The organism is Winogradskyella sp. SM1960 (genome assembly GCF_020179375.1).
GTDB classification, from domain to species: Bacteria; Bacteroidota; Bacteroidia; order Flavobacteriales; family Flavobacteriaceae; genus Winogradskyella; species Winogradskyella marina.
On the sequence record NZ_JAICBG010000051.1, the window covers coordinates 1 to 557 of the forward strand.

The window sequence follows — 557 nt, forward strand, 5'->3', positions numbered from 1 at the left end:
TATGCTGAATCACCATTTTGTCCTCCTGCAACAATACCTGTATCAACTCCTCCGATTATCCAATGATTATTCGTTCCGATTTCTGGAGTTAATCCATCTGCTCCGTCAACACCATCTGCTCCATCTGATACAACAACATCGGTTGTGCCATCACTTACAGTTACAGTACCATTACCATTATCGGTTACCGTTACTGAGGTTCCATCTACTCCATCTTCACCATCTGCACCGTTAGAAACTATTACATCGTTTGTACCATCGCTTACAGTTATAGTACCATTACCGTTATCCGTTACCGTCACTGAGGTGCCGTCTGCTCCATCTTGTCCGGCTGGACCTACTAATGCATCTAAAAAATCTTGTTCTGATCCTGAATTACCAGCGGCTAACCATTCTTCGTATGCTGAATCACCATTTTGTCCTCCTGCAACAATACCTGTGTCAACTCCTCCGATTATCCAATGATTATTGGTTCCTATTTCTGGAGTTAATCCATCTGCTCCGTCAACACCATCTGCTCCATCTGATACAACAACATCGGTTGTGCCATCACTTAC

Annotated in this window: 1 pseudogene; it reads right to left on the bottom strand. The window is 43.4% G+C overall.

The annotated features are described in order from the left end of the window. A pseudogene (locus K1X16_RS17930) lies at nt 1-557 on the bottom strand (hypothetical protein); the annotation flags it as partial.